Origin of the sequence: Microvirga solisilvae, from assembly GCF_022808595.1 — a bacterium.
Lineage (GTDB): Bacteria > Pseudomonadota > Alphaproteobacteria > Rhizobiales > Beijerinckiaceae > Microvirga > Microvirga solisilvae.
Genome location: NZ_JAKUCN010000007.1, coordinates 65,256 through 90,369 on the forward strand (window position 1 = coordinate 65,256; position 25,114 = coordinate 90,369).

Genomic DNA, 25,114 nt, shown 5'->3' on the forward strand with positions numbered 1-25,114 from the left:
CGATGATGAAGCCGATGGCGCGGCTTCTGTGTCAGTCGTTTCAAAGTCTATCGTATCGTTGAAATGCGATCGCTCCCAATTGAAGCGCATATCCTCCTAGTGAGAACCGGCAAGTGCAGATCGAGGCAGAGCTCCGGTGTATTGCGCCTTCGCGTAGAGACCGCGATAGGCGGGATCGAGCGTCAACGCATCCGTGATGCCGAGAATCGTCTCGGAGGCTCCGAGCACCAGAGCACCATCGGCCGGCATGATCTGCGCTATTCTGCGTAGGACATTCGCTTTCATCGCCGCCTCGAAATAGATGAGCACATTGCGGCAATAGACGATGTCGAATGTTCCGAGGCGGTTGAAATCCTCGATAAGATTCAAGTAGCGGAAATCGACCATCGAGCGGATCTCAGGAGAGATCTGCCAGAGGTCGCCCTTCTGCGTGAAGTATTTCACGAGGAGCTTGATCGGCAATCCGCGCTGAACCTCGAATTGATTGTAAAGCCCTGCCCTCGCCTTCTCGAGCACCTCGTTGGAAATGTCCGTCGCCACGATCTCGATGTTCCACCCAGGCATGCGGGCAGAGGCTTCCTTCAAAAGCATCGCGAGGGAATACGGTTCCTGCCCGCTGGATGCGGCCGCGCACCAGATCCGCAGCCGGCGGCTTGTCGCCCTTTCCTTGATGAACCTCGGCAGAAGCACATCCTGAAAGAGATCGAACGGCGTCTTGTCCCGGAAGAAGAAGGTCTCGTTTGTCGTCATCGCCTCGATGGTCGCCTTCTCGAGAGCGGGCGAGCGGCCGGCCTTGATCTCCCAGATCAGGCGAGACAGGTTTTCGATCTTGAACTGTGTGCAGATCGGCGCGAGCCTGCTTTCCACGAGATAGCGTTTGTCCGGGGAAAGGGCCAAGCCGGAGCGCGCTTTCAGGAAGACGCGCAGAGCTTCGAATTCGAGTTCGGTCATCGTGTTGCTCCGGCAATGTGACCCTTGAGGGAACGGCCGATGGCGTCGAGGGGAAGAATTTCGTGGGCAAGTCCGGCCTTCGCGACGCTTCCGGGCATTCCCCAGACGATACTGGTCGCCTCGTCCTGGGCGATCACGGTTCCACCTGCATTGATCAGATGTCGCGCACCGATCGTTCCGTCCGATCCCATTCCCGTCAGCACCGTTGCGAGAGATGCGGCTCCGAAAACGCTTGCCGCCTCGCGGAACAGCACGTCGACGGCAGGACGGCAGAAATTCTCGGCAGGCCCATCATTGAGACGGATGAACGGCTTTCCGGACGCGACGGTCACGCCCATGTGACGCCCACCCGGCGCCACGAGCACCGTTCCGGCACTGACAGGTTCACCGTCCTTGGCCTCACGGCACGGAACCGACAGCAGAGCCTGGAGATGTTCGGCGAAGACCGCCGTGAACATGGCGGGCATGTGCTGCACGATGAGAACCGGAATATGCGACAAGGCGGGCTTGAGATCCTGCAGCACCCGCTCCACGGCGCGGGGGCCGCCCGTCGATGATCCGATCAGAAGGCATTGCGGCCTGACGCTTCCCAACCTGGGCGCAGCCAGTTTCGGCACGGAAACAGGCGGAACGGGAGAAGTCGCGGGGCTGGAGCGCAATTGCCGAGGCTTCGAGGCGCTCAGCGCCTTGAGTTTCTCAAGCAGCTCGCGACGGAATTCACTTGCTGCATCGGCAGCCCGCGCACTTTCCGGCTTCGCAAGATAATCGACGGCGCCGAGCGAAAGGCATCGCAGGGAGATCTGTGCGTTTCTCTGCGTCAAAGTGGAGATGACGATGATCTTTGCCGCAGGATGCGCCTTCAGGATCATCGGCAGCGCAGCCAGGCCATCGACCTCGGGCATTTCAATGTCGAGCAGCACGATCTCGGGCTTGTGCCTCTCCGCCGCATCCACAGCCATGCGCCCATTGGAAGCCGTGCAGACGACGTCGAAGCCGCCGGCTTCCGTGACCCAGCGGGCGATCATGCCGCGGATGATGGCGCTGTCGTCGACGACCATGACGCGCGTCGGAGGTGCCTGCGCCGAAATTCCTTGATTTGCTGTTTCCATGGCAGGGCCTCACACCGAGAAGGCTTCGGGAAGAAGGCCCAGGGACTGGAACTTGGCGCACAGAATGTCTTTGTCGAAAGGTTTCATTATATACTCGTCGGCCCCCGCCTCGAGAGCCTGCGTAATGTTTTTCAGGTCGTTCTCGGTCGTGCAGAAAACGACCTTTGGAACCTCGCCGCCCGGCGTCTTTCTCAGCTCCTTGAGGAAGCTGTAGCCGTCCATGACAGGCATGTTCCAGTCGAGCAGGATGACATCGGGCATTCTGGTCCGGCATGACGCCAGCCCGGCAGCACCGTTCTCCGCCTCCGCGACTTCGAAGGCGAGACTTTCAACGATGTCGCGCGAGACCTTGCGGATGGTTCGCGAGTCATCAACGATCAAGCAATAGTTCATGAAAAAGGCCCTTGGAATTATGCTGATTCCTGCGCTTTTAAAAATCTGGCCGTCAGGAGCGAATGTCGGATTTGTCGATGAAGTTGAAATTCTCGACGAGAATTTCCTTCACGATCTCGGAGCCGAGGCGTTTGTTGATCTTTTCTCTGACGGCGCCGATCATTCCATTCACGTTGTATCGGGACAGTCTTTTGAAATCGAGGCTGTCATCCGCGTAGACATGGCGAAAAACCTCGTCCTGAATGAAGGCTTCAGGCGGCACCGATATCTCGCGTAGCGTCTTTGAATCGGCCGTGAAGACCAGATTGGCGACGACATATCCCTGCACCGCACCCTCGGCGATGATCGGTATATTGAGCGGCGGCAGCTTCTTGTACTGCAACCCCTCGTAATGCTGCTGCTCCTCGGTTGGAGCCCGCCCGACCATCCAGGTCACGGCCGCATAGCACGAGGCAAGCGTGACCGCGCAGACCCAGAACCCGGCCATGACGTTCCTGATCATGCGCCGTAGGCTCCGTGCATGACATGGGCGGAATAGGTGCTGTCGGACTCAGCTGCCTGGATCGCGCCGGAGATGAGAACGGAAATTTCCTGAACAGCGCGCATATGGCGCTGCAGGATTTCCTGATTTCTTTCCAGCTTCGTCTTCAGCCGCTCGAACTGCTTCGCGGCGGATCCTTCCATGGCGATCGCCTCGGCGGACCTCACCATGCGGCTGATTTCGAGAAGGCTCTGGCTCTTGCGACGATTGAACTCGTCCAGGTTTCTCAGGTCACGGGACAAAAGGGCCGCCGTTTCCAGATCCAGAGTTTCTTCGAGACGCTCGAGAGATTTCATCAACATCGGGGGTGACCTCACTTCTTGCTGCCGAGGATGTGCTGTGCAATTCCAATGCCGCCGGAGCGCGCCACCTGCGTGCCGATCTGCTCCGCCATCATGGATTTCCAGATCGAGCCGGCAGTGCCCTTGCCGTAGGTATTGTCCGCATTCTTCGGAAGCATGGATTCGACGAAGGTCTGGAGGATGAAAGCCTCGAATTCCTGATTGGTGCGCTTCGCCTTCTCTGCGGCCGTTGTTTCCGCGTCGTTACGCAGGGAGTTGCGGATCTGATAGATATCCGCGCTTCCGCCAACAGGGCGCGACGACATCGCGCGAACCGTGTCTTCAAAACTTGCGTCACCGGCAGCGGGGGCATTCGTGAGGAGCTTCTGCGTCGCCACCTGATAGCGCGCCGGGTCCGCTGCTCTTGCAACCTCGCTGAGAATGTCTGATGGGGGGCTGATCGCCATTGCGGGCCTCCTTGGACCATGCTGAAATGCCAACCTATTCCATGAGGCTTACGGGAGGCTTGTGCTGCTCTTCTGGATCATGGTTTCGAGAATGGCGGCCAGGTCCTTTTTCTCCTGTCCGCGACGCGTGTCTTCCTTGATGCGCCCGAAGACCTTCTCCGTCCGCTTGACCTGCATGGCCTTTTCCATCGTCACGGCCTTCTGAACGACGATCTCTCCTTGGGTTCGCACTTCCTCCAGAGCCAGCGTCTTCAAGCGTTTGGCCATCACATCCGTGAAGAGACCGTGAAGCACGTCCCTGTCGCTCATGGTCTGAAGCAGCTCTTCCTGAGCCGTTTTAAGCTCGCTCTCCTGACGCTGAAGATTGGCAAGGTGGAGTTCCGCATTCTTATGAAGATGCTTCTGGACCTTGATGATCCGGTCGAATTTCTTCAGTCGCTGCTTCATCGCTCTAATTCCTCAGCCAGGAGACATAAGCATCCATGAAAAGCAGCACGTAATCTTGCGCCGCGAAATACATGACGAAGAGACCGCCTGCCATGACGAAGGGCGTGACGATGAAGAAGACCGGAATTTGCGGCGTCAGCTTGTTGGCGAGCCCTGCCGCCAGGTTGACGACGACGGAATAGAGAAGAAACGGACTGCTGATCCTGAGAGCCAGAACGAAAGCGTCCCCGACCTGATCCACCAGTTCCACCAGTGACGATTGCCAGCCGAGCCCCTGCCCGACCGGGATCCTCGAATAGGATGCGATAAGTCCCCGAAACAGCTCCCAATGAAGATCCGAGAGGAAAATGAGCGCCGTTGCCACCATCATGATGAGCGAACTGATCGCCGGAAGCGGCTCGGCCTCGTCGATGGGCGTGCCGGGCATGCCGCCGTAGCCGATAGCCATGGCAACAGCCGTCAGCATGGTTTGAAGGGCAAGGAAGTAAACACGTCCCAGAAGCCCGAACAGGAGCCCGACAAGCGTCTCGGACGCGATCCAGGTCATCAGCACGGCGGGCGGGCGCTCGGAAATGCCGCTTGCGATCTTGTCCAAGAGCACCGGCGACAATGCCAAGCTCACGGTGAGCGCCAGAAACAGGCGAACATGCACCGGAATGCGGTTGCTCGACAGCGCCGGCGCAATCAGCATGCATCCGCCGATGCGGCAAAAGATCAGGAAGATGCCGAGAATCGTATCCGGAACGATTTGGCTCACGCGACCGTACCGAGAGAATTGACCTCGACGCCACGGGCAATCTCCAAGTGAGACAGGACCGGCAGGGACGAGAACATCCGCTCGATGATCATGCGGACATAGGGCCTGGCATCAGGAGCCGTGACGATGGCGAAGTTCTTGACCTGCCCCATCCGGTTCTTGATGGCCTCCGATGCCTCGGTTCCGAACTGCTCGACGAGACGCGGATCGATATCGAATTCCACCACGTCGCCCTTGGCATCGCGCTTCAGGCTCTGATGGAAGGCGATGTCCCACTTGTTGCCAAGACGAAGGACATTGAGAGCGCCCCCTTCCGCCAGATCGCCGCAGATCTGCTGGGCCATGCGCACGCGCACATGCTCCACGAGCTGCTCGGCCCTGCGTGCATGCGGGGCGATCTCGGCGATCGCTTCCAGGATCAGGCTCAGGTTGCGGATCGAAACGCGCTCCGCGAGCAGAAGTTTCAGCACCGCCTGCAGACCGGAATAGGAAATCTGCGACGGGCAGATATCGTCGAGCAGGCGCTTATATTCAGGCTCCAGGCCATCCAGGAGATTGCGGACGTCCTTGTAGGACAGAAGCTGGGGCAGATTGTTGCGGATGACCTCGCTCAAATGCGTCAGCAGAACAGATGCTCCATCGACCGCCGTGAAGCCTTGGCGCTTGATCTCGCCGGCATAGGCATCCGAGACCCACATCGCCTTCATGCCGAAGGCCGGCTCGCGGACTTCGTCGCCGGGAACATCCGGCACCGGTCCATCGCCCAGAACGACCATAAGGTCGCCAGGCCTGACCTCGTGGGTGGCTACCACCGTGCCATGGATCTTGATCTGATAGCTCTTCGCCGGGATCATGAAGCTGTCGGAGAGCTTCACATCAGGAAGCACGAAGCCGAAATCCTGAGCGAACTTCTTGCGCATCTTCTTGACGCGGTGCGCGAGATCGCCGTGGAAGCTTGCGAGATGGGAGGACAGGTGCTTGCCCAGGCAAAGCTCCACCTCCGCCATCTTGAGGGATTCCTTGACCGTGTCGGTCGCCTCGAGAAGGTTCTGCTGCTGCACCTCCTCCTGTTGCTGTTTCTCCTTCGCCTCCTGCTCAGCGCGTTGCCGTGGAATGCTGTAGGCGACGAAGCCCATGAAGCCGCCGAGCGCGAGGAACGGGATCATCGGCAAACCCGGGACGATGGCGAAAACGAACATCATGCCGGCAGCCACCATCAGGGCGCGCGGATAGGCACCGAGCTGATCGAGAACCGCCTGCTGCGCCTGCCCGCGCGTGCCGCCCTTGGAGACCAGGAGGCCTGCCGCCAGTGAAACGACGAGAGCCGGGATCTGGCTGACCAGGCCATCGCCAACGGAAAGCTGGGTGAAGATGTCGGCTGCCTTCGAGAGCGACATCCCGTGGCGCGTGACGCCGATGATGATGCCGCCGAAGATGTTGACGGCAATCGTGATCAAGCTGGCGACGGCCTCGCCGCGCACGAACTTCGATGCACCGTCCATGGAACCGAAGAAGGCGCTCTCCTCCTCAAGTTCCCGGCGCCTTCTCTGCGCTTCCTTCTCGTCGATGAGGCCTGCCGAGAGATCGGCATCGATAGCCATCTGCTTGCCGGGAATGGCATCGAGGGTGAAGCGTGCTCCGACCTCGGCGATACGGGTAGCGCCCTTGGTGATCACCAGGAAGTTGACGGTGATGAGGATGATGAAGACCACGATACCGATGACGAAGTCACCGCTCATGACGAAGCGCGAGAAACCGCTGATCACGTGGCCGGCCGCCTCGACGCCATGGTGGCCATTCGAAAGGATGAGACGCGTCGAGGCAATGCTGAGGGCCAACCGCAAGAGAGTGGCGATCAGCAGGACGGTCGGAAAGGCGGAGAATTCCAGGGGCTTCTGAATCCAGAGAGCCACCATGAGAATGAGAACCGACAGGGCAATCGAAAAGGCGAGCCCCATATCGATGGCCAAGGGCGGGATCGGCAGGAACAGGATGGCCAGGATCGTGACGACTGCGCCCGCGAACATCACGTCGCGGCCGCGATCCTTTGCCTTCACCTCACCTGACGCCATATGCTCCTCCCTATGGCGAGCCAATCATCCGACTGACACATGCGACATGGAGCTTGCGTGAAGGTCGCATGGCGGTTTTGGGGAGTGCTTTTCGTTTCTTTCTCAGAACCCTGTTACGATCCGCCCGTAAACCAGCTCCGTGAAGGCGAAGATCTGGGATCCCACCAAGCCCCCGGTCAGGAGCGTGACGACCAGGATGGCGATGATCTTAGGAATGAATGTCAGCGTCACTTCCTGGATCTGCGTGAGAGCCTGAATCAGCGCGATGGCAATGCCGATCACCATGGCTGCCAGAACAGCCGGTCCCGAGCCGATGATGACCGTCCATATGGCTGCCCGGACCAGTTCGAGAGCGTCGACTTCATTCATCTCAGCTGACCACGATTCCTTCACCGAGGACAATCTTCTGTCCATTCTCGAGCGTGGCGAGGGGGCCCATGCTGGTGATCTGAACGGATGTCACCTTGCCCGAGACCTCGCCGTCCGGGGTGGAAACCGTACGCCCGATCACGCTGTCGGCCTGGGACAATGCGAAGGACGAGAGCAGCGCATCGAGCTTCTCGTTGCTCTTTACTGCCTGCTCGACCTGGGAGAACGTGGCGAGCTGCGCCATGTAATCCGTCGACTTCATCGGATCCGTGGGATCCTGGTTCTTCATCTGCGTCATCAGCAGCTTCAGAAAATTGTCGTAGCTGACCGTCGACGTGTTCTGGCTCGCGGCCGCGTTCTGCGCCGCAGCCGGAGGGGTGATTGCACTGACATTCATCTCATGTCTCCGTTTCAGGCGGCCTTCTCGGACACGACCACAGGCTCGGCAGGCACGGGCGCTTCGATCTTCTCGAACATTCCCCGAATGACCTTCAGCGCCTCGAAGAAACGCGCCACCGCGACGAACTCAGCAACGCTCTTGAGCTGGGCTCTGACATGATCGTCCGGAGCCAATACGACAAGCGGATCATAGATCTTGCGGAAGGCCAGCATTCCCTTTTCCTCCTCCTGAGGATTGATGAGGAGAGACTGGACGACGAAGTAGAGCTGGCGCATAGGCGTCGTTGCATCCGCCAGCTGGAGCACGTGACTTTCCAGAAGGAAGCGTGCGTCGTTGAGAAGGCTCAATGTAACCTTCTGGCTGACGGTGAGCACGGCGCCGTTGATGAAAATCCGTTCGCCGGCCTTGAGGGAAAAGCGCATTTTCGCAGTCATTTCAGGCCGTCCTTGATCAAGATGTTGATGTCGATAAGCGCCGCGAGATTGGAATGCTCTCCGCGCACGATGAGATCGGATTCCCGCATGACCCAAAGGCCGATCGAGATCAGCTGGCCCTTGAGCTTGTCCGGGAGGGCATTCTCGGGATGGCCCAGATCCTTGATCAGGAAGGTCCAGAGCCGCTGCAGAAAAACGATGGCGCCGAGCATTTCGGGCGATTGCGACTGATGCCCTTCCGCCGCGCGCAGCAACGTGATGGCGCGATCGAAAAGCTCATACTCGCGCTGCCGGCAGTCTTTCGGCGAATCCTCGAGAATCTCGGAATAGGAGAACTGATACATCTATGCTTTCCTGCCCTTAAATAAACTTGATCAAGCTCAATTGATTGAGTTGCGCCGTGAGGGAATACGAAGTCTGGATCTGAGTGGCGAGCTGATCGACCCGCACCTTCGCCTCCGCCGGATCGACAGCCTCGTAATTCGTCACCCTTTCCTCGAAGAAATTCTTCTGAAAGCTCATCCGCTCATTGGCTTCGTCGATCTTCTGCTGCGCTGTGCCCAGATCGGCCTGCACCTGAGTTATCTCGTTGATGCCATTTCCCAAGGTGCCGATCACGCTGTTGAGAAGGTACTCGCGCGCTCCGTCGTTGAGATTTTCAATCCCTAAGTCGAAGGTCATCACGTAGCCCATGGCCAACTGCCGGAAGGCGGTCTCGTTGACATTCGCGGACGTCTCGACCCGCTCTGTCGGTGAAATCAGGTTTTGGATGTTTTTATCCGATGCCTCGGACCAGGTCCCTTTCCACTGATTCTCGAAGAGATCGGCCAATGGCCCTTCGATGAAAGCCTTCATCTCGTCCGGCGTGATCTCGGCAACCTGCGCCGCATCGGATTGCGGAAAAGTGAAATGAGTGAGGAACGCCTCGTCGATATCCGCCTTTGCAGCGAACTCATAAGCGTTCAGCGGCTTGACCTTCGAGTTGATGCCGCCGAACACGTATTGCCCGCCGATATTCTCGTTGGCAGCGGAGATCAGCTTGTCCAGAGCCGCTTTGGCCTGGCCTTTGATCAGGGGAACATCCTGTACCCCCACTCTCACGCCGATCAGAGAATCCCGGAAGGTGTTGGCGGAGGCTCGGACCTGATCGAGCGTGGCCGCTGTGGATTTGAGCCGCAAGGTCGCCGTCGTGTTGCTATCGGTCAAGGCGTCGAGCGTGGCCCGCTCCTGGCGAAGCGACAGGGACTTTCCGGTCGTGCGCCCGAGAGCGAGGCCCACATCGGCATGGCGTCCGGTGACGACCTCTTTGTTGGCCTTCACGATTTCGGACTGGAGCTTGTCGAGGGTGGCCCTGGGTGAATTCCAGAGAGTGGAGGACGAGATGAATGTTGTTTTCATGCCTTACCCCACCGCGTTGAGAAGTGTCTTGAGCATTTGGTCGATCACCGAGAGCAGTTTCGCGGACGCGGCGTAGGATTTCTCCAGCTGCAGCATCAGAGCCGTCTCGTCGTCCATGTTGACGTCTGTCGCGTTCGAGAGCGCCTCGGATGCCTGGGCGAGCAGCGTTTCCTGATAGGAGAGCTGCTGCGAGGAATCCTGCCGCTTGGCCTCGACCCAGCCCGCAGACGAAGAAGCGAAATCCTGAATCGTCAGCGCATCACCGAGTCCGAGGCCCGGATCGAAATCCTGCGAGGTCTCCATCGCATCGACGAGCTGATACAGGCGCGCTGAGAACGATGCCGTTCCATCGCCTTGCCTGTAGGGAGCGCCATTGATATCGCCGTCGCGGATCCTCTCGTAAAGCCCGGGCGGGCTCAGCGTAGGATCAACCTTGGGGTTCACTTTGAGCCGCGCGGCCAGCCCCGCAGATGCAGGCATTTCGGGGATGGTCGGAGTGCCATTCTCGGTAAACACGCCCGCCAGATCAGCGAGACCCGCCTTGCTTTCCTTGAACGCCTCGATGAGACCGCGAGCCAGTTCGTCAAGCTGACGCTGATAACCGACGGCCACGTCATCCCTCAACTGGACGAGGCCGACGAGCTTGCCGGAGTTCAGCGGCATCGGTGAATTGCTGCCCGTCACCTGAACGCCATCGATGAAGACGGCTCCGCCGGGCTTGCCGGCCTCCAGAGGAACGCTCGCGTCATAGCGGACGCTGCGCGGCAACCTGTCGAAGAGCGGCACGCCGCTATCGGTGTAAATTGCGATATCGTTGTCGGCCCGTGGGACGACGGTGATGCCGATCTCCTCGGACAGCTTTGCAATCAGCTGATCTCGCGTATCGAGAGCATCCGAGACATCACGGCCCAAAGCCGAGCCGCTCATGACCTCGTCATTGGCCAGCTTGAACTTGGCCAGCATCTCGTTGATGCGGGCGACCGACTCGCCGATCTGGACTTGTGTCTCCTGGCGCACCGCATTGATACTCGCGGTCGCCTGGTTGAGGCTCGTCGCGAGATCATTGGCGGCCTTCACGAAGCCCCGCGCCAGGACATTGTCGTCAGGCGCGTTCGCATATTGCTTGAGCGCTGCCGAGAGAGCACCGACGCGGGCAGCCGGAGATGTATCCAGCTCCGGATCGCCGATCGTATGGCTCAAGCGCTGGAGTCCTTCGAGCAACGCCTTCTGAGTCGCTGCATCCGACGTGGTCTCCAGCATCTTGTTGAGGAGCGCCCGATCGCTCGCCCTGAGCACCACCACGCGGGCGAAGCCGCCCTGCGTGCTCAGCGCACCGATCTTTCGCGAATAGGAGGGATCCGTCGCACCCGCCGTGTTGCGGGAGACCACCGCCATTTGCGACTGCGATGCCTGGAGCGATGAGCGCGCCGTGTTATAGGCAACGGTAAGAGACATTCTTGGATTCCGGGAGAATGAGCGAGGCCATTACCGCTTCAGGTTCATGAGAACGTCGAGCAGCTCGGAACCGGTCTGGAACACTTTCGAGTTTGCCGTGTAGCTGGTCTGCGCCTCGATCATGGCCGTCAGCTCGGTGCCGATATCCACGTTCGATCCCTCGAGCGCCCCGGAGGTCACCGATCCGAAAGTGCCGGTTTCCGGGAAGCCCACCTGGTAGCCACCCGAGCTTGCCGTCATCTCGTAGACGTTGCCCGCACGAGGAGAGAGATTGTCCGGGCTAGGCACGGTCGCCAGCGGAATTCTGTAGGCCGCGACACGGGATCCATCTTCATAGACGGCATAGACCGTACCGTCGGGGGCGAACTCCGCACTCTTTACGGCCGACGGACCATTGCCGTTGGCCGAGCCCGTGACGGAATACTCGCCCGCAAGCTGCGTCATGCCGGTCATATCCAGCTTGAAGTTTTTACCCTTGGGAATTCCGAACTCCAACGACGTAGGACTGACGAGCTGTCCAAGGTCGTTGAACGTTACCGTTGTCGGTCCATCCAACCGAGTGGTGCCGTTATAGATCGCGATTTCCCAGGTCTTCTCTCCGGTTCTCTCCAGCTGAATATCGACTTTGACAGGGTTTCCGACGTTGTCGAACACCTGGAGAGAGGACGTCTTCTTGGCCGGCGTCATATCCGTGAAGGATCCGGTGACGCCCGTGCCAGCAGGATCGGATGTCAGCACGAGATTGCCGGTGGCCAGGTCCTTGGACGCCACAACTCCGTTGAGTGTGCCGCCCGCGACGGCAGTGTTGATTGCGGTGACCAGATCATCCACAGTGCCTTGCGTCGTCACATTGAATGTCTGAAGAGCACCGCCGCCGACGGAGAACTGGATCTTGTCGCGGGGCGTCAGGTTTGAGATGCTGATATCGACGAAATCGGCGCCAGGAATTCCGGCCACTTCCGTCGTGGTATAGGGGAGATTGCCCTTGAACGCGCCTGCGGTCGATCCGGCAGCCTGCATGCCGAAATCCGACATATTGACGGGGACGACATCGTCGAGACTGTTCAAGGACGGGTCGACGCCCAGCTTATAGCCCATGAGGGTGAAGCCGGCCGCGTTGACGAGATTGCCGTTTCGACCGTCGACGACGAAGTTGCCGGCGCGGGTCAGGTAATTGGCTCCGCCGGGATCCGAGACGACGAAGAAGCCGTTGCCGGAGATCGCGAGATCCGTTGCCGATGTGGTATAGGCAATCGGTCCCTGATCGCCGATCGTGTAACGCACCCTGCTCGTGACAGAGCCGGAATTATAGTTTCCTTCGCTGGACGGGAGGATGAGCGAAGAGAACTCCGTCGAGGCACGCTTGTAGCCGGTCGTGCTCGAGTTCTGGATATTCTCTGCAACCGTGCCCAGCTTGTTCGACTGAGCATTCATGCCGGAAACACCGCTGCGAAGGACGCCATAAAGACTCATCTGAAACTCCTGCGAATTCGTTGAAAGCTAACACCAGGATGCTTGTGCGAAGCTGGGGCGTGGGTTGAGGGAGCGAAGACCATCGAAAGCTATTGCTTCAGCGTCTGCGCGAGATCCATGAAGGCATCGCGGCTCAAGGGCATCGATGGATCCTGGCGGAGCGCCTCATAGATTTTCGGAACGAGAACGACCGCCTGATCGAGATCCTGATCCGCACCGGGCGTGTATCCGCCCATCATGCGCAGATCCCGGGTATCCTCATAGCGCGCGATCAATCCCTTGAGGCGCCGGACCAGCTCTTTCTGCTCTGACGACCACACATGGTCCGCAAGACGCGAGATGGAGCCGAGCACATTGATCGCCGGGTAACGACCTTGATCGGCGATGGAACGGTCGAGGACGATGTGCCCGTCGAGCGTGCCGCGAATGTTGTCCGCCACCGGATCGTTGTGGTCGTCACCGTCGATGAGAACGGAGAAGATGCCGGTGATCGAACCTTTCCCCTCCTCGCCGGGGCCGGCGCGCTCGAGCAGGCGCGGCAGGTCGCTGAATACGCTCGGCGTATAACCGCGGGCGACCGCAGGCTCGCCCGCTGCAAGCGCCACGTCGCGCGCCGCGTGAGCATAGCGCGTGACCGAGTCGACGATCAGCAGAACGGATTCGCCGCAATCGCGAAAGTACTCTGCAATAGACACGGCCGTGCGTGGCGCCTGACGGCGCATCATTGGACTTTCGTCGCCGGTCGAGACGACCATGACGGCCTTATGGAGGCTCGCCTGGATAGGTCCCTCCAGGAATTCGCGAACCTCTCGGCCACGCTCGCCGACCAGAGCAACAACAATAGTGTCGAACCCGTCGCTCTTCGCCAGCATGGTCAGCAGCGTCGACTTTCCGACGCCCGATCCGGCGAAGATGCCGATGCGCTGACCCTGGCAGATGGGAGTGAACAGATCGATTGCCTTCACGCCCGTGTGCAGCGGCTTGTGGACTCGCGCGCGGGTCATCGCCGAAGGCGGTTCGGCATCGTGATGAACCGGCGTCGATCCCGCCATCAAAGGCCCTAGACCATCAAGCGGCTCGCCAAGAGCATTGATGACGCGTCCTTTCCAGCTCTGATCCGGACTGAGACCGTTATTGGAGACGATGAAGGCCGGGGTGCCGATCTTCGCCTCGATCCGTCCGTTGAACGGCTTAATCGTCAGTCCATCCGCATCGATGCGGACGACTTCGCCGGTCTGCGTTTTGCCCTGCGCTTCGAAGCCGACCTGATCGCCGAGCTTGACGAATTGCGACAACCCGCCGACCCGGTAATAACTTGGCGTCACTTCGCGAATGGCGCCGCTGATCCGCACCAGCTTCTGCGCGGCGCCCTCGGCTAGCACCAGGTTTTCGATATCGCTCAGAGCGTTCATGCCGTCCATCAGCTGCTAGGACCCAGCGTCCGGATGGCATCCATCAAGGTCGACTCGCTCTCCTGAATGGTGCTGGCTGCGCTCTCAAAGTTCCGCTGCAGCGCGATCATCTTCGTCATCTCCAGAACGGGATTGACGTTCGATCCCTCCGAATAGCCCTGCTGGATTCCATTCGACATGAAATCCTGAACGACTTCGCCCGGAATGGACGACACAACGCCCGAATTGCCGAAGCGGCTCAGCTTGCTTCTGCTGTCGAGATTGAACAGCCCGAGGATGCCGACTTGGTTGTCGCCTTGCGTGATCGTGCCGTCGCGTCCAATGACCGGCGGTCCGAGCGTAGGATCCAGGGTGATCGGAGCACCACCCGAGTCGAGGACGTTGCTCCCATCGACGGTGACGAGGTCACCGTTCTCATTCATGTTGAAGCGCCCATCACGGGTATAGACCGGGCCGCTCGGCCCCCGGTAGGCGAACCAGGCGCCTCCCTGGATCGCAACGTCGAGAGGATTGTCCGTCTTGTTGAGAGGCCCCGCCTGGCGCGAGATGTAATTCTGTCCGGATGACGAGAAGGACACCGGATCCTTGCCGGCGCGCGTCAGGAGCTCCTCGAACTTGACCTCGTCTGCCCGGAAACCGCCTGTGGCGATGTTCGCAACATTGTGGGCGATGGTCGCAAGGCGCTTCTCCATCGCGACCTGAGCCGACAAGGACACGTAGAGGGCAGATTGCATCCGAATGCTCCCATAAAACTGCGTGGGAGCCGCCGGGGCGTAGGCCTATATTCCGCCCATCGATGGGACGGACGAACGACTCCATGCGAAATTTCTACGCATCCAGCCTTGCACGGGGCTTGCTGCCCCCGTCCCAGCTTCGCGCAAGCCTCCAGGATTAGAAAATCCACCGAATGGAGCTTCGCGAAGGACTAGAAGGTTGGGCGTCTTAATCGGATTGGTCGTTGCCATCGGCTCGCTCATCAGCGGCTACGTGGCTATGGGCGGACATCTCGCCGTCATCTGGCAGCCATGGGAATACGTGATGATATGCGGCATTGCCGTGGGAACCTTCATCGTCGCGAACCCCATGCCGCTCGTGAAGGATACGGGACGTGCGGCGCTTGAGGCGATCAAGGGCAAGGTTCCGAAGAGGGATCATTACCTGTCGATCCTGGGCCTTCTCTATGCGCTTCTCCGCGAGCTCAAGAACAAGCCCCGCAACGAGGTCGAGAGCCATATCGACGCGCCGGGAGAATCCGACATCTTCCGCTCGTTCCCCAGCGTTCTGAACGACAAGGACCTCACGCTCTTCATCTGTGACTATGCCCGCCTGATCATCATCGGCAATGCCCGCCCTCATGAAATCGAAGCCTTGATGGAAGAAGAGATCGGCACTCTCAAGCGCGACCGCTCGAAGCCCTATTACTCGCTCAACACCGTCGCGGAAGCCCTCCCGGCACTGGGCATCGTGGCGGCGGTGCTCGGCATCGTGAAGGCTCTGGGTGCCATCGATCAGTCCCCGACGATTCTCGGCGGCCTCATCGCATCGGCCCTTGTCGGCACCTTCGCCGGCATCTTCATCTCATATGCATTCATCTCGCCGCTCGCCAACAAGGTGAAGGCAACCCGCGAGAAACAGACGCGCGTCTACGTCATCGTGAAGCAAGCGCTCATTGCCTATATGAACGGCGCGCTTCCCCAGATTGCCGTCGAGCACGGGCGCAAGGGCATTTCCGTCGAGTACCGCCCCACCATCGATGAAGTCGAAGCCGCCACCACGACCGGCGGACGCCCTGAAGACATGAAAGAGGCTGCCTGATGATGAGCGGCACACATAGCGCCAACGACATTCGCGACATGCTTCTCGATTCGGCGGGTCTGTCGATCGACCGCCTACCGATGCTTCATGTGATCTTCGACCGCATGACCACGAGCTGCGCCGAGCATCTGCGCCACATGGCGGCTTCGCCCATGTATTATTCCCTGAGCGGAATCGAGAGCGGCCGCATCAGCGAAATCCTGGAGATGTACGAGGCCAACGCCATTGCCGGCATCTTCCATGCGCCGGATTGGGACAGCCATATTCTCATCGGCTTCGACCGCGACTTCATCTACACGATGGTGGAGGTTCTTTTCGGCTCTGATGGCTCGGAGCCTCCGGTGGAAGAAGCGCGGGGCTTTTCGAATATCGAAGTCCGCATGGCTCAGACGCTCTTCGAGCAGGTCGCGAAGGCGCTTCAGGCCTCTTTCTCTCTCGTCTCTGACACGAAGTTCAAGCTGGAGCGCCTGGAAACCCGCATGGACTTCGCCGTCATCGGTCGAAGGAACAATCAGGCGGTCGCCGCCAAATTCCTGCTGCAGGCTCTCAATCGCGGTGGCGAAATGTTCGTCATCATTCCGCAATCCGCGCTTAACCCGATGAGGAAGACCCTATCACGCGTGGTCTCCGGCGAGTCGACCGGCCGTGATCCGCGCTGGCTCAAGCAGATGGCCAGCGAGGTTCGCAAGACCGAGGTCACCCTCAAGGCTGTTCTCGAAGAGCGTTTCCTGACGCTCGGTGAAATCGCGGATCTCAAGGTCGGCCAGGTGATCGAGCTGCAGGCGACCCCGAGAAGTCGCGTCAAGCTCGAAGGCAACCAGCAAGGGTTGTTCTGGTGCCATATCGGCCAAGCCGACGGCTCGTATGTCCTCAAGGTCGATGAGATGATTGACCAGGAGAAGGAGTTCTTCGATGACGTCTTCGCTCGCTAACGCCATCCTGTTCATCGCCCTCGTCATCACGAGCGGCATGGTCGCCATGATGTATCGGAAGCTGAAGCGCCTCGATCGCTATCACGCCGAGTACAAGCAGATCTTCGACCAGACCGGGGCTGCCCTGATCGGCGCCCAGAATGCGGTTTCGAGCTTCGGATCGGAAGGCCGGGAGACTCTCGCTCTTCTCGGCACCCGGATCGAGGAGGCGCGTGAGGTCGCCAAGCAGCTCGAGATCCTGACGAAAACCGCCCGCAGCCTGCCGCAGGCTGGCGGCAATTCCAGCCTTTGAGGTTTCATACGATGTCCAATCCATTTGACAATTTCCCGGATCAGAGCACCTGGCAGGAAGGCGAGCTCGGCAAGAGCCTCAATGGCGCGAATGCTCGCGACGGCAAAGGCGAAGGCGCGCGCAATCTCGATTCCATTCTGCGCATCCCCGTGACGATCCAGGTCGTGCTCGGCTCCGCGACCATGCCCGTCTCCAACCTGATGAAGCTCGGCCGCGGCGCCATCGTTCCCCTCGACCACCGCGTGGGCGAGCCTGTCGACGTGGTGGTGAACGGACGCGTGATCGCGCGCGGCGAGGTGGTCGTGGTGGAAGACGACAATTCGCGCTTCGGCATCTCTCTCACCGAGATCGTCGGCCCTCCGTCGAATGATATGAACGGCTGAAGCGACACTCATCATGGCTGGTAGTATTTCCACCAAAGCGAGCGGCACGAGACCCATGAAGGGGCCGGAGCGCGTTGCAACGCTGCTTCTGGCCATGGGAAAGCCTGCCGCCAGCCGGATCCTGAAGCATTTCAGCGAGGATGAGATTCGTCTCGTGACGAAGTCGGCCGCGCAGCTCGGGCCCGTCTCGCCATCGCAGATCGAGACGATCGTCGACGATTTCGCTTCGAACTTCTCGATCGGCGCCGATGTCATCGGAAGCGCCTCGCAAATCGAGAACCTGCTCGCAGGCATCCTGACGCCGGAGCAGATCGCCGAGATCATGAGCGAGGTCGCCGGCAACGCGAACAGGAGCATCTGGGAGCGGATTTCGACCGTCTCGGAGAGCGCCATCGCATCTTACCTGCTCAAAGAGCACCCTCAGACGGCCGCGCTCATCCTGTCGAAGGTGAAGCCTTCCTGCGCCGCCAAGGTGATGGCGCAGCTTCCGCAGAATCTTCGCAACAATCTGATGCGCCGCATGCTCAGCATGAAGCCTATCGTCGACGAGACGATGAAGAATATCGAGAGAACGCTGCATGAGGACTTCATGGCGAACTTCTCGAAGAATGCAGGGTCCGACACACACGCCAAGATCGCTGACATCATCAACAAGATGGAACGCGATCACATGGAAGATGTACTGACCAGCCTGTCGAGCGTTCGTCCGAAATCCGCCGAGATCCTCCGCGGTCTGCTGTTTACCTTCGACGATATCGTCAAGCTCACGCCTCGCGACCGCACGACGCTTTTCGATCAGGTTCCGCCGGATCGGATCGTTCTGGCGCTCAAGGGAACCAACGAGGAGTTCCGAAAAGTCGTTCTGGTTGCCCTGTCATCCCGCGTGCGCCGCATGATCGAGCACGAATTGAACAGCAAGGAGCCGTCACAGCAGAGGGACATCGCGGAGGCGCGCCGTTCGATTACGGATCTGGCTTTGGATATGGCAGGACGTGGCGAGATCGTCATCAATTCGGAAGCAGACGACGAATCCTTCGTCTAAGCTTTGATGGCGCACGATGTCAGATTCAGAGGACAAGGAAAGTAAAACAGAAGCTCCTTCCGACAAGAAGGTTCGAGATGCCCTTGAGAAGGGGAACATTCCCTTCTCAAGGGAAGCTCCCATGTTCGCCTCGATCCTCGGAATCCTTCTCGTTCTGACCTTCGCTGCCCGCAACAATACCAAGATATTGAGCGAGAAGCTTTCCCTCTTCATCGATCGGCCTCAGGATTTTCGGCTCGATTCAGGAACGGATGCAGCCGCCCTGTTTCAGTCTGTTGCCCTGGAAGTCGGACAGTTTCTCGTTCCTATCATTGCGATTCTGGCTGCATGCAGCCTTGCCGCCACGATCTTCCAGAACGTCCCTTCCTTCGTCTCGGAGAGGATCCGTCCGCAATGGAACCGGATCTCGCCCATGGGCGGCTGGAAACGGATCTTCGGCCGCGCGGGCCTCGTGGAATTCGCCAAGTCCCTTTTCAAGTTCGGGACCATCTCACTCGTGTCCCTCCTGCTTCTCAAATCGGAGCAACACAAGGTCTTCAATGCCATGTTCAGCGACCCGACCCTGATCCCTGAGCTTATGCTGACCATGGCCATGCGGCTCGTCTCAGCCATTGCCATTGCAACAATCGTCCTCGTTGCGGCCGACCTCGTCTGGGCCCGATTCAAGTGGCGCAGCGACCTCAAGATGTCGCATCAGGAGGTGAAGGAGGAATACAAGCAGATGGAAGGCGATCCGATGGTCAAGGCGCGCATGCGCTCTCTTGCCCAGGATCGCGTCCGCAAGCGCATGCTGGCTGCTGTCCCGAAGGCGACCTTCGTCATCGCCAACCCGACCCACTTCGCCATCGCGCTTCGCTATGAGCGCAGCGAGGCCAGCGCGCCCATCGTCGTGGCCAAGGGCAAGGATCTCATTGCCTTGAAAATCCGCGAAACGGCAGAGAAGCACGGCATTCCGGTGATCGAAGACAAGCCTCTGGCAAGATCCATGTACGACCATGTTGAAGTGGATCGGATGATTCCCCCGGATTTCTTCAAGGCCGTCGCTCAGATCCTGTTCTACATCCTTACGAGATCGAAATGAGAAGTTCTTATTCCTCGCATGTGGCAGAGCTCACCTATCGGAGCTACGACGTGAACGCTTTCGAAGAGGTTCTCGCCTGCAACATCAAGGATGTCATAGCCGAATTCTGCCTGACGGATTCGGATGTCATTCGATCCTATGTCAACAATCAGCTTCACGGAAACATGAGCGAGATCGTCTCATCATCCACCGAGCTGTTCTTTAAGGACGACACCCTCTCTTACGCACGCGCTTCCGATATCAGCACGGCTCTTGGCGACCCGCCATGCGTGGTCCTGGATATGGAATTCGCGCATGATACGGTCAGCGTCTCCTTCAAGCTGATCCTCGGCGAATTTTCCGTCGGCGTGCATATCAACCGGGTCTTTCTGTCGGATGACTTTGAGAGCGCGTTCGACCCACATTCCTTTGCAAGGATCGTGACCTCAGCCCGCCTGACCCCCCTTCCCTCCCGCTTCCGCTCGGCCTATTGCCCAGCCGCCGCTCTGCGGCATTGAGCGGGATTTAGGCAGACAGATTTCGTGACACGAACTTTCCGCACATCGCTTCTCCTGTTGCCTGCGGCCAGCCTGCTCGCAGCCTGCAACTCCGCAGACAGTCTCTATTCCCAAGGCCCCTGGGGGCCGCCTGGGATCCGGCGCAACTATCCGAGCTATTCCCAGCCATGGGGTTACCGCGGGAATCGTGAGCTGCCATCAGGGTACATTGCAGCCGAGCTTGCACCATCGGATGTCGGGGTCGTTACCCCTGCATATCCTCGCCCCACTTCAGTCCTGCCTGATGATCCTCAACTGCCGCCAGTGACGCCTGCCTTGCCAGCGCCTGTTATCGTGACGCAGGAGCCGCCAGTGATTTCAAAGGACGATCCCGGGCCGCCTGCGCCCAGCGCTGGGCCGGCCCATGAATCGCCGCCCGGTGTCTTTACTGCGCCGAAGCGGGCCTCCTCCTTCGCCGGAAGCTGGAGAGCCACCGACAGCAAGGGCGTCTCCTGCACCATCCACCTGTCCAGCGTGTCGTCGCTCGATCTCTACAAAGCCTCGATATCGAAATGCGCCAGCGAGAGCCTGCGCAATGTCAATACGTGGAGCTTCTCGCCCGATCGGATCGTGCTGTTCTCTCGTGGCAGCGAGATCGCTCAGCTGTCAGGGACGGAAGCTTCGCTCCGCGGAACACTCGGCACATCGGGTCTCGCTCTGACGATGACCCGTTAATGAGCGACGCTTACCCATCGGAGGCTGTCTGTCCCTTGGCGAGGCTGGGGGCATCCGCGCAGAATGTGCGCGCATTGGGCGTCCACTGACCGAAGCCCGTTGCAACCATGTTGGAGATCACCCGGCACACATAGCGTTTCTGCGCCGGATCATTGTCGGGACCGGCATGATAGCGGGCGACCGCCATCGTCCATGTCTCGTGACGGCCTTTGAGCTCGCTCAGAAAGCGTGCCGCATATTCCACATTGTCACGCGGGTTCAGCATGCTCTGTAGCGACTGAAATTTTTCGCGGTGATAATGATGGTTGATCTGCATGCATCCGAGATCGATGAGCTTTGCTCCCGAGCGGCGCGCCTCCTCGAAACGCTGGACGGCTTCGCCAAGGCTATTCGAGAACACAGCCTTGCCTTCTACGTTCATGGCGAAGGGCTGCAGCGACCCGCGACGCCCGGTCTCCGTGAGGCCGACCGAATACAGCATTCCCAAAGGAACCCCGTATTTCGCCGAAGCTCTCAGCATTTCCCTTTCGCAGAGCTGGCCGCCGGACTGCGCTCCGGCAGGCTGGGATGCAGCGAAACTAAAGGTAAACGCCACCGCGATTGTGGCTGCCCAATGTCTCATCGTCGCCCGTGTTCCTGTGCTGCTCTGCTCTCGCGCCGGCATATGAATTATCCCGGTTTCGAGAGCGCTCGCCTTGACTATCTCCGCCCTGTGCGAAGGATTGCCCCTGAAATGACGTGTCGGCCTGTCTGGAGGCGGAGGAACGGTCCTGAGCCATGCCGTCGGCCACCTGAATGCTGATCACGTCGGGCCGATAGCCTGAACCACGCAGAAGTGACGAGAGCTTTTCGGAGTCATGCCGAAGCAGTTGCGCCGTCTCCTCCTTCTCGACATGAAGCTCCATCTCCAGGGTATCACCTGCGAGCCTCATCTTGACTGTAACCGCTCCCAGTTCCGCCGGGTGGAGTTGCAGCTTGAGAATCCTGAGAGCGCTCTCGGAGGCCTTGAACGATATGTTTCTCGAGGTTCCATCCGGCGTCTGAGCGCGTGAGGACGCCTCCGCTGCCATCGCCCTGACGTCAGCTCCGACGGCATTGGCAAGACGGTGGAGCGTTGCAGGCGGAAGCCCCTGCGGGTCCGCTCCATGCGCATTCTCGGCGGATTGGGATTTGGAGATCTCGACCTTCGGCAAGGTGCGGATCTCGATCTGCTCCTCAAGCCCGGCGGTCTCCTCGACGGGAGCCGGCGCCGCGGCCAAGGGAGCATTCATGTCCTTCATGGCAGCGTTATCTGAACGCTTCTGCCCATTCGAGGATGGCACGTTGAAAGCATGATCCTTGAGCTGGAGGACCTGAGTTTTCTCAACACCGCTTCCAGGTTCCGCTTGTGCTTCCGTGGCGATTTGCGCCTCGCTTGCTTCAAGAACGGGCCTGAAATGCGTTTCCTGATGCTGGACGGAGACCAGCATGCGGGAAGAGGGTAAGGTACCCACGGCATCAGGTACGTCCTGTGCATTCTGGACATCCTGCAGCATGAGCAATGACGCATTGTCAGAAGGCTGCTCTTGCCCATTGGTCGATGCAGAACCGGATTGGGGAATCGCACGGGGCAAGAAGCCTTCCAGCAGCGTGAAGACGGCTCCCGCGATGTCGGGATTTGTCTCTGCCGCCGCGCCACTATCCTCTAATTGAATGAGTGTGTCGGAAAGTTCAGTGGTTTGCGTCTTCCCGCTTCCGCTTTGCCGCTGTTCTGCAAAACCGTCGAGCAGGGACTCGAAACCCTCCGATGGTTGGGACAGGTCGCCGCCCTCGCCAGCCTCGGAGCCTGTCGAAGTGTCTCGCAAGGCTTGTGGATCGACAGGCCGGGTGATGTTCCGAGGCAGGAGGTCAATTGGGCTCATTGAACTGTCGATACCGGGTTCTTGATCAGCTTATCGATGCGGCTCAGGGCATCACGTGCCTTCAATACAGCCTGAAGCTGTTCTGGCGCTTGCTGTCCGCCCTGTTGAGGAGATGGTTCTGCCTTGGCCGATCCATCAGATATCTTTCCGTTGCTCTCCGCGATCTTTGCTCCCGGCATCAGCCGGATTTGCCCCGCCATGGCGAGCGCGGAGTTCAGAAGGGCGGAATCTGTCTCCGACAGAACAGCCCTGTCGATGCTTTGAAGATTTTCGACCGCCGTCTGAATGGTCTCTGGAGACACCACCATGGCGGCCGCGCGATAGAGTTTGGCTCGGGCGGCGCTGGCTATATCTGTACCCGACAGATCAGCGGCCTTGTCCGCGAGCAGCAACGCAGATTTCGTAAAGCCCTGATCGATGGATGAGCGTGCGGTCAGAAGATAGAGATCGCGGCGCGCATCAGGTTCCAGATCGGCAAGAACGTCGACGACGGCGTTGAAGAGCGCCTGATCCTTCCCAAAGTCGATCCTTGTCAGAACCGACGCCAAACGCTGCCTGAAATTTCCTGCATAGATCGAGTGCCGATACCGGCGCAGGTAACCCGAAGAGAGTGCAAGAAACTTCTTCATATCGCCTGTTTGGCTCGACACGAAGACCTGGCGCCGCAGGGCACCCTCCTCGAGAAGGGTGCCCGGAGCCTGGAGCCTGACATAATCAAGAAGATCATTGGATTTCTTCGCATCGCTGCGGACGAGCAGCGCGGATTGGACGAGAGCCATTTGCGCGGAGAGCATGGGAGGCAAAGATTCGATGTCGACCGACAGAAGCTTCCCCTTTGCCTCTTCTTCTCGCCCTTCCACATAGGCAAGAACGCCCTCGACGAAGGGTCTCTCTTCCGGAGGAAGGGATGGATTGCCCATCTCCAGGATCTTCCTGAGAATTGGCGGACTGCCGCCGCTCAGGACGAAGGCTGCGGCCGCACGCACATTCCTGCGATCCATCCAGGCATTCTGATCGAGTTCCATGAAACGGGTATCGAGGATCGTCAGAAGTCCTCGCTGTCCCATATGAGCCTCGGTGGAACCGATAGCGATCTGGTCCTGCATCAGCTGCAGGGTGCGCACCATCTGCACCGCGGGAGGCAGAACTTTCGGCTCCGCTGCAACGGATTCGGGCGCCGCCGGCTCTTGCCGGTTCTCAGTGGAGGCCGCGACCGCCCCCGACAATCCAACAAGAATGATCGTGAGAGCAGCCCGAAAGAGATTGTACACTTTCGTCACTCCTGGATGAGGATTTCCACGCGCCGGTTCTGGTCGGCCTTGGTATCTGAAGCGATCTTCGGATCCCGATCGGCATGACCCTCGACGCGTACGATCCTGTTCTCATCCAGCCCGCCGCGCACCAGCATGTAGAGCGCCATCTGCGCACGCGCATGAGAAAGCCGCCAATTGTCATAATTCGCGGATTTGAAGGGACGGCTGTCCGTGTGCCCGCGAATGACGATCTTGCCCGGCTTGGCCTGCAGGATCGCGGCGATCTTTGCCATGGCGTGAACGACTTTAGGGTTCGGCTCTGCAGAGCCTACCGTGAACATGGAAAAATCGAAATCGTCGGTCAGGCTGATCATCGTTCCCGAGCCCGTCCGGCGAACCTCGATATGCGGCTTGGGCGATATATCCCTGGCCCCCTGGACCGCATTCATGATCTCTCGTTTCAGCTCGGCCGCTTTCTGGTCGGCACTTGCATCGACGGGAGGGCTGACCGCCTCCGGTGTGGAACCGGCTTTTGCCTCTGGCCCGATCTTCGTATCCGGTATGGCAGCAAGAGCCTGAGCCTTCGGCTCGCGACGCTCATCCACCGGTTGCTTGCGCTTTGCCGCAGCCAGAGCATCGATCTCGGCCTTCGTGGGAACAGGCGTCGCCATGCCGGGCTTGGAAGGCGTCTCCGCCTTCATTTCATCGATGGGCGCGACTTGCCAGTAGAGCGGATCGAAAGGATCCCTGAAGGCTTCTCCGCCATTCAGGCCAGGATCGTCGCGCTCACCGGGCGTGACATCAGCCCCAAGGGTATCTTGCGGATTGGCTTCGATCTCATCGGCAATCTTCGCCAACACTGCATAAGGATCCTGGAACAGGGCTCCTTCCTTGAAGCGCGGCTTCTGCAACTGGTTCGATTTTCCGCCGGTACCCTCGCCGCTCCCTTTTTCGCGACCTTCCTTTTTCTCTGTCGACTCGTTCTCAGGCTTCACATTCTGCGGATCTTCCAGACCCTTCTTGTTCGCGGTGGAATTGGCCAGCTGGACCGGGTTGAAGTAATTCGCGACGCCAGCCTTCGTTTCCTCATCGGCCATGCCGATCAGCCACATGACGAGAAAGAACGCCATCATGGCCGTCATGAAATCCGCATGAGCGATCTTCCAGGCGCCGCCCTTGACGGTCTCCTCGCCATCATCGCCCCTGCGGATGATGAGAATTTCGCTCTTGTCCTGACCCGCCATG

General features: G+C 59.4%; 30 protein-coding genes. 8 read left to right on the forward strand and 22 right to left on the reverse strand.

Going from position 1 to position 25,114, the window contains the following annotated elements; all coding sequences use genetic code 11:
- Positions 1-96: 96 nt before the first annotated feature.
- The 18 genes from MJ639_RS14260 to flgF all read right to left on the reverse strand — a co-directional run bounded on the left by MJ639_RS14260 (position 97) and on the right by flgF (position 14,693).
- On the reverse strand, positions 97-951 hold the full coding sequence (locus MJ639_RS14260) for a CheR family methyltransferase (protein ID WP_243374083.1): 855 nt from the start codon (positions 949-951) through the stop codon (positions 97-99).
- Complete coding sequence (locus tag MJ639_RS14265) at positions 948-2,060, reverse strand: protein-glutamate methylesterase/protein-glutamine glutaminase (protein WP_243374084.1); 1,113 nt, start codon at positions 2,058-2,060, stop codon at positions 948-950. Before MJ639_RS14265 ends, MJ639_RS14260 begins: the two co-directional genes overlap by 4 nt.
- A gap of 9 nt (positions 2,061-2,069) precedes the next feature.
- Entirely contained in the window at positions 2,070-2,453 is a 384-nt protein-coding gene (locus tag MJ639_RS14270) for a response regulator (protein WP_243374086.1), read from the reverse strand.
- Between the two features lie 52 nt (positions 2,454-2,505).
- Positions 2,506-2,955 (reverse strand): hypothetical protein, encoded by a 450-nt coding sequence (locus MJ639_RS14275; protein ID WP_243374087.1) that lies wholly within the window; start codon positions 2,953-2,955, stop codon positions 2,506-2,508.
- Complete coding sequence (locus MJ639_RS14280) at positions 2,952-3,296, reverse strand: flagellar protein FlgN (RefSeq protein ID WP_243374089.1); 345 nt, start codon at positions 3,294-3,296, stop codon at positions 2,952-2,954. Before MJ639_RS14280 ends, MJ639_RS14275 begins: the two co-directional genes overlap by 4 nt.
- Positions 3,297-3,307: 11 nt before the next feature.
- The gene (locus MJ639_RS14285; RefSeq protein WP_243374092.1) at positions 3,308-3,742 is read right to left on the reverse strand and encodes a rod-binding protein; all 435 of its coding nucleotides are present in this window, start codon (positions 3,740-3,742) and stop codon (positions 3,308-3,310) included.
- 48 nt (positions 3,743-3,790) lie between these two features.
- Positions 3,791-4,189, reverse strand: a complete 399-nt coding sequence (locus MJ639_RS14290) for a hypothetical protein (protein ID WP_243374093.1) — start codon at positions 4,187-4,189, stop codon at positions 3,791-3,793.
- 4 nt (positions 4,190-4,193) lie between these two features.
- Positions 4,194-4,946 carry a flagellar biosynthesis protein FliR gene (gene fliR / locus MJ639_RS14295; protein WP_243374095.1) on the reverse strand — a complete coding sequence of 251 codons (753 nt, stop codon included), beginning with the start codon at positions 4,944-4,946 and terminating at the stop codon, positions 4,194-4,196.
- Positions 4,943-7,018, reverse strand: coding sequence for a flagellar biosynthesis protein FlhA (flhA, locus tag MJ639_RS14300; protein ID WP_243374098.1), 2,076 nt, complete (start codon positions 7,016-7,018; stop codon positions 4,943-4,945). The genes fliR and flhA overlap by 4 nt, the downstream gene beginning before the upstream one ends.
- Positions 7,019-7,120: 102 nt before the next feature.
- On the reverse strand, positions 7,121-7,387 hold the full coding sequence (locus tag MJ639_RS14305) for a flagellar biosynthetic protein FliQ (protein WP_243374108.1): 267 nt from the start codon (positions 7,385-7,387) through the stop codon (positions 7,121-7,123).
- 1 nt (position 7,388) lies between these two features.
- Positions 7,389-7,784 carry a flagellar hook assembly protein FlgD gene (gene flgD, locus MJ639_RS14310; RefSeq protein WP_243374110.1) on the reverse strand — a complete coding sequence of 132 codons (396 nt, stop codon included), beginning with the start codon at positions 7,782-7,784 and terminating at the stop codon, positions 7,389-7,391.
- Positions 7,785-7,798: 14 nt separating this feature from the next.
- Positions 7,799-8,221, reverse strand: a complete 423-nt coding sequence (flbT, locus tag MJ639_RS14315; RefSeq protein ID WP_243374112.1) for a flagellar biosynthesis repressor FlbT — start codon at positions 8,219-8,221, stop codon at positions 7,799-7,801.
- Positions 8,218-8,565 (reverse strand): flagellar biosynthesis regulator FlaF, encoded by a 348-nt coding sequence (gene flaF, locus MJ639_RS14320; protein WP_243374122.1) that lies wholly within the window; start codon positions 8,563-8,565, stop codon positions 8,218-8,220. The genes flbT and flaF overlap by 4 nt, the downstream gene beginning before the upstream one ends.
- Before the next feature lie 16 nt (positions 8,566-8,581).
- Positions 8,582-9,619 carry a flagellar hook-associated family protein gene (locus tag MJ639_RS14325; RefSeq protein ID WP_243374124.1) on the reverse strand — a complete coding sequence of 346 codons (1,038 nt, stop codon included), beginning with the start codon at positions 9,617-9,619 and terminating at the stop codon, positions 8,582-8,584.
- Between the two features lie 3 nt (positions 9,620-9,622).
- The gene (flgK, locus tag MJ639_RS14330) at positions 9,623-11,074 is read right to left on the reverse strand and encodes a flagellar hook-associated protein FlgK (RefSeq protein WP_243374126.1); all 1,452 of its coding nucleotides are present in this window, start codon (positions 11,072-11,074) and stop codon (positions 9,623-9,625) included.
- A 30-nt stretch (positions 11,075-11,104) separates the two neighbouring features.
- A complete protein-coding gene (locus tag MJ639_RS14335) occupies positions 11,105-12,547 on the reverse strand; it encodes a flagellar hook protein FlgE (protein WP_243374128.1) in 1,443 nt (480 codons plus the stop codon).
- An 89-nt stretch (positions 12,548-12,636) separates the two neighbouring features.
- Positions 12,637-13,959: a flagellar protein export ATPase FliI gene (fliI, locus tag MJ639_RS14340; protein WP_243374130.1), complete on the reverse strand. Its 1,323-nt coding sequence runs from the start codon at positions 13,957-13,959 to the stop codon at positions 12,637-12,639.
- A gap of 8 nt (positions 13,960-13,967) precedes the next feature.
- On the reverse strand, positions 13,968-14,693 hold the full coding sequence (flgF, locus tag MJ639_RS14345) for a flagellar basal-body rod protein FlgF (RefSeq protein ID WP_243374132.1): 726 nt from the start codon (positions 14,691-14,693) through the stop codon (positions 13,968-13,970).
- A 199-nt stretch (positions 14,694-14,892) separates the two neighbouring features.
- Here flgF and motA point away from each other — a divergent pair, with 199 nt between their 5' ends.
- The 8 genes from motA (at position 14,893) to MJ639_RS14385 (ending at position 20,715) form a co-directional block, all read left to right on the forward strand.
- Positions 14,893-15,774, forward strand: a complete 882-nt coding sequence (gene motA, locus MJ639_RS14350; RefSeq protein WP_243374134.1) for a flagellar motor stator protein MotA — start codon at positions 14,893-14,895, stop codon at positions 15,772-15,774.
- Positions 15,774-16,706, forward strand: coding sequence for a flagellar motor switch protein FliM (locus MJ639_RS14355; protein ID WP_243374135.1), 933 nt, complete (start codon positions 15,774-15,776; stop codon positions 16,704-16,706). Before motA ends, MJ639_RS14355 begins: the two co-directional genes overlap by 1 nt.
- Positions 16,687-16,998 (forward strand): hypothetical protein, encoded by a 312-nt coding sequence (locus MJ639_RS14360; RefSeq protein WP_243374136.1) that lies wholly within the window; start codon positions 16,687-16,689, stop codon positions 16,996-16,998. The genes MJ639_RS14355 and MJ639_RS14360 overlap by 20 nt, the downstream gene beginning before the upstream one ends.
- Positions 16,999-17,009: 11 nt before the next feature.
- Positions 17,010-17,381 carry a flagellar motor switch protein FliN gene (gene fliN, locus MJ639_RS14365; protein ID WP_243374138.1) on the forward strand — a complete coding sequence of 124 codons (372 nt, stop codon included), beginning with the start codon at positions 17,010-17,012 and terminating at the stop codon, positions 17,379-17,381.
- A gap of 13 nt (positions 17,382-17,394) precedes the next feature.
- Complete coding sequence (locus MJ639_RS14370; protein ID WP_243374140.1) at positions 17,395-18,423, forward strand: flagellar motor switch protein FliG; 1,029 nt, start codon at positions 17,395-17,397, stop codon at positions 18,421-18,423.
- 16 nt (positions 18,424-18,439) lie between these two features.
- A complete protein-coding gene (flhB, locus tag MJ639_RS14375) occupies positions 18,440-19,504 on the forward strand; it encodes a flagellar biosynthesis protein FlhB (protein WP_243374142.1) in 1,065 nt (354 codons plus the stop codon).
- Positions 19,501-20,001, forward strand: a complete 501-nt coding sequence (locus tag MJ639_RS14380; protein WP_243374146.1) for a hypothetical protein — start codon at positions 19,501-19,503, stop codon at positions 19,999-20,001. The genes flhB and MJ639_RS14380 overlap by 4 nt, the downstream gene beginning before the upstream one ends.
- 351 nt (positions 20,002-20,352) lie before the next feature.
- Entirely contained in the window at positions 20,353-20,715 is a 363-nt protein-coding gene (locus tag MJ639_RS14385; RefSeq protein WP_243374148.1) for an AprI/Inh family metalloprotease inhibitor, read from the forward strand.
- Positions 20,716-20,725: 10 nt separating this feature from the next.
- Here the strand turns inward: MJ639_RS14385 and MJ639_RS14390 are convergent, their stop codons facing one another.
- The 4 genes from MJ639_RS14390 to MJ639_RS14405 are packed head-to-tail and all read right to left on the reverse strand — an operon-like array spanning position 20,726 to position 25,113.
- A complete protein-coding gene (locus MJ639_RS14390; RefSeq protein WP_423790801.1) occupies positions 20,726-21,337 on the reverse strand; it encodes a transglycosylase SLT domain-containing protein in 612 nt (203 codons plus the stop codon).
- Complete coding sequence (fliK, locus tag MJ639_RS14395; RefSeq protein WP_243374151.1) at positions 21,294-22,616, reverse strand: flagellar hook-length control protein FliK; 1,323 nt, start codon at positions 22,614-22,616, stop codon at positions 21,294-21,296. The genes MJ639_RS14390 and fliK overlap by 44 nt, the downstream gene beginning before the upstream one ends.
- The gene (locus MJ639_RS14400; protein ID WP_243374153.1) at positions 22,613-23,887 is read right to left on the reverse strand and encodes a chemotaxis protein MotC; all 1,275 of its coding nucleotides are present in this window, start codon (positions 23,885-23,887) and stop codon (positions 22,613-22,615) included. Before MJ639_RS14400 ends, fliK begins: the two co-directional genes overlap by 4 nt.
- A 5-nt stretch (positions 23,888-23,892) precedes the next feature.
- Positions 23,893-25,113: a MotB family protein gene (locus MJ639_RS14405; RefSeq protein ID WP_243374155.1), complete on the reverse strand. Its 1,221-nt coding sequence runs from the start codon at positions 25,111-25,113 to the stop codon at positions 23,893-23,895.
- Between the last annotated feature and the right edge of the window lies 1 nt (position 25,114).